The 3,328-nt window shown below is 46.2% G+C and carries 3 protein-coding genes; all 3 read right to left on the bottom strand.

The window, feature by feature from the left end:
- The coding region (locus tag IQ270_RS29180) for a VWA domain-containing protein (protein WP_193976606.1) at positions 1-764 on the bottom strand (764 nt) is incomplete at its 3' end.
- A gap of 36 nt (positions 765-800) precedes the next feature.
- Positions 801-2,402, bottom strand: coding sequence for an ABC transporter substrate-binding protein (locus IQ270_RS29185; protein WP_193976607.1), 1,602 nt, complete (start codon positions 2,400-2,402; stop codon positions 801-803).
- 320 nt (positions 2,403-2,722) lie between these two features.
- A complete protein-coding gene (locus IQ270_RS29190) occupies positions 2,723-3,307 on the bottom strand; it encodes a Uma2 family endonuclease (RefSeq protein ID WP_193976608.1) in 585 nt (194 codons plus the stop codon).
- Between the last annotated feature and the right edge of the window lie 21 nt (positions 3,308-3,328).

Genomic DNA, 3,328 nt, shown 5'->3' on the forward strand with positions numbered 1-3,328 from the left:
GGCATCGTCAGCGTCCACATCAAGGCAATCCAAGCAGCACCCAACCAAAAGATTACCCATTTGATGTTACTATTGAGTTTGGGAAATATTTTTTCAGTAAATGAAGTATTGAGATTGACATCGGCACCGGAAATATAAATTCCTCCTGTTTGTAGAGTAGCTTGTTTGAGCGGCTCGAAACTTTTTCCCCCGAAGGTAATGCCATTAATCTTAACTTTTTGAGCGGTGGCTTCAGTGACGGTTTGCGGAGCCAGTTCAATTCCAGCATCGCTCACAATCACAATTTCGCGACAGCTATTCGGCACGGTTTTAAAAGCATTTAATGCCTCCCGGATGGGAACATCTAGGCTGTCTTGGGGTGGTTCTGGTTGGAGAGATTTAGGCAGGTTGGGGTCTTGCAGAGCTCGACCTAATTCTGCTTCTACTTTTTTGGTATCGGCGCTAAAGTTAGTGGTTAATGCTGGAGCTTTGCCGCCGCCAATGCCAAACACTTGAATGGTATTTGGGTTGCTTGGTAATTTAGAATTTACATCTAAATAGGCTTTGACTGCTGCTACTTCTTGCTGCATAATTGTGCCGGGAGCATTGAAGGCTTGGGGCTGGTAGGTGCTGCTGCTGAGATCGAGGGCGATCGCCACTGCAATATTTGGTCTGCCAAACCCGAATAGACCAAACAGTGCTGCGGCAATTAAACAGAAGCACAGCACGATTAACGGTCTTTGAAATAAAGGATGTTGCCACAGCGGGCGTTGAGTTCTAATCACCGATCGACCTATAGTAGTTTTAACTTGGTTGGCAAACTATTTAATAGCATCGAACTGATATTTCGACCCCGGAGGGCCGTCTTTACCTTCGACAGCTTTGACTAACGGAATTTCTTTTAACAGGTCAAATTCCTTGGCAGTTCCCGATATCAAAGTTCCTGCGGTGAGGAATTTGACTGTTCCCTCGCGGGTAGGATTGCTGGTGATGGCGGCTGTTAAAGCTTGGGTGGCATCGAAGGCAGTTGCAGTTCGCCAACTGACTCGTCCTTTCCAAATTTCGGAGGCTTGTTTGGAAAAAGGATCGTCTTTTTCCCACCTCCAAGGAACTGCTAGCACTAAATCTTTGATAGCATCTCCTCCCTTGATTAAAGTAGTAGGATTGTAAAGTTCGCTGCCTCCCATTAAGGCTAAAGGTGGGGATGTATCTTTGTTGGCGATCGCGATCGCGATCGCCTGTTCTACTTGGTCTTTACTCATCGCCATAAATACCACATTTGCTCCGGCCTTGCTCGCATCAGCGACAGCAGATTTGGCATCAAAAGTTGCACCAGCTTTGATGTCTACTTCTTGGACAATTTTGCCGCTAGCTTTTGGCACTTCGACAACTAATAGTTCCTTGAGTTGCTTGCTGTAAACGCTGTCGGAGTTGTAGAAAATGGCGATCGCGCCGGGGGAGTGATTTTTGTTAGCATAATTGGCGACAGTTTCCCCAACTTTTTGGAGGTAAACTTTTAGCATTTCGTCGGTTTTTTCCAACAGCTTTGTCAATTTCAAGGTGGCTTTGTTGGCAGCGTCGATCGACACGCTGGAACTGACAGGCGAAATGGCTGCTAATCCTGCGGTTTCATAGGTTTTGATCGCGTCTTGAGAACTGCTGTCAATGCCGTGTCCCAAAACTCCCAATACGTTGGGAGAGTTAACTAAGTCTTGGGCGATCGACACAGTTTTGCCAACTTCGTCATTAACAATTACAATTTCTAATAACCGACCGGGAACCGTTGGACTTTTGTTAAATTGATCTTGATATAAAGCAGCTCCTCTGAGGACTTCTTTGGCTGCATCAGCGCTGGCACCGATGGGAACTACGACGGCGATTGTCAGGGGATTTCCTGTTTTTTGAGCCGCTGCATTGTTGAGGTAAATTTTAGTTTCCGGGTCGTTGGGGTCGGTTTTGGTAGCTGCTTCATATTTGGCGATCGCCTCATCCCAATTTTTGCCTACAAATGCCGCCGCCCCAGCTTGTTTTTCAGCATCAGCTTTGCCGCCTGCTAGCAGGATTTTTTCTCCTTGACTAATTAGCGGGGCGCTGACTGCTTTAGAACTGAGGAATTCCCCCGGTGAAACAGCAGTTGTGGTGGGACTAGAAGAAGGTGTGCCTCCACCCGTTGGCCCGGAACTACCGCCTGACAACGCTTTGTACAAGCCAAATCCGCCACCGCCTAAGACTAATACTCCTGCTAAAGCCATCAGAATTGGTTTGATTGGTAGCCGTGGTTCTGGAGGCTGATCAACCATAGCCTCTTTCGGTAAGCCACAGCTCATGCAGATTAGCCCGTCGTTGTCATAGGGTGGGTGGGGGCCACTAACGTTATATGATTCTCGACTATTTTTGGGTACGCCGTCGCAGGTCCAACTCATTTTTGCTACCTTTCTTTTTTACCCTTTTGGGTATTGTACAGCTTGACATCTGTCTTGAGAAAAGTTAATCGAGCAAAATACCAAATCTTTAAAATAGACCAAAGGGAATAGCCCCTCGTCCTTGAGTTATTCCTCAAGATAATGGTCAGCTTGGTTAACAGCCCTCCGTTAGGGTGGAGATGCAGTGGTGGGTTTTTTCTTGGCGGATGGCTGGATTGGAAACAGGAGTTTTTCAGGACTTGGAAGTCGGCGGCTTTGTTGGCGAAAAATGAAGGTGCGATCGCCACTTTGGGAGTAAAACCGAGTTATGCTGCCACTGACTACATAATTTCTGCTAAATCTAATACAAAACCAGGCAGTATATCTTCCCCCGACACAGTGGCAGGATTTTGGAGAATTTCCACACTTTGACTGGGGCGATAAATTTCTACCCGCCGATTTTGCCTGTCAATTAACCAACCCAATCTCGCACCGTTATCTATATATTCTTGCATTTTCTCTGGCAGCTTTTTCAACGAATCAGTCTTCGAGCGCAACTCGACCACAAAATCTGGACACAAAGGAGCAAAACTGTCTTTTTGTTCCGGTGTTAAAGCATCCCAGCGTTCTTTTTTGACCCAAGAGGCATCAGGAGAGCGATCGGCCCCATTGGGAAGTTTAAAGCCTCCAGAAGAGTCGAATACAACTCCCAGTTTAGTTTGACGGTTCCAGACTCGGAGTTGAGATGTTAAATCGGCATTACGTATGCTAGTTTCACTGCCTGTTGGTGACATAATAATTAATTCCCCTGATGCTGTACGTTCAAATTGATAATCGCGGTTGTTCTGACAAAGCTGAAAAAATTGGTCGTCAGTTAAGTTGATGGATAATTCGATAGAGTTTGCAGGAGATTGGATGGCAATCATCTTTTTTATAGGGTTTGAACC

The organism is Microcoleus sp. LEGE 07076 (assembly GCF_015207455.1).
GTDB lineage: Bacteria > Cyanobacteriota > Cyanobacteriia > Cyanobacteriales > Microcoleaceae > Microcoleus.

What these genes read in the sequence shown, in the direction of transcription:
- IQ270_RS29185 (WP_193976607.1), bottom strand. Translation starts at nt 2,402, where the DNA reads ATGAGTTGGACCTGCGACGGCGTACCCAAAAATAGTCGAGAATCATAT.
- IQ270_RS29190 (WP_193976608.1), bottom strand. Translation starts at nt 3,307, where the DNA reads ATGATTGCCATCCAATCTCCTGCAAACTCTATCGAATTATCCATCAAC.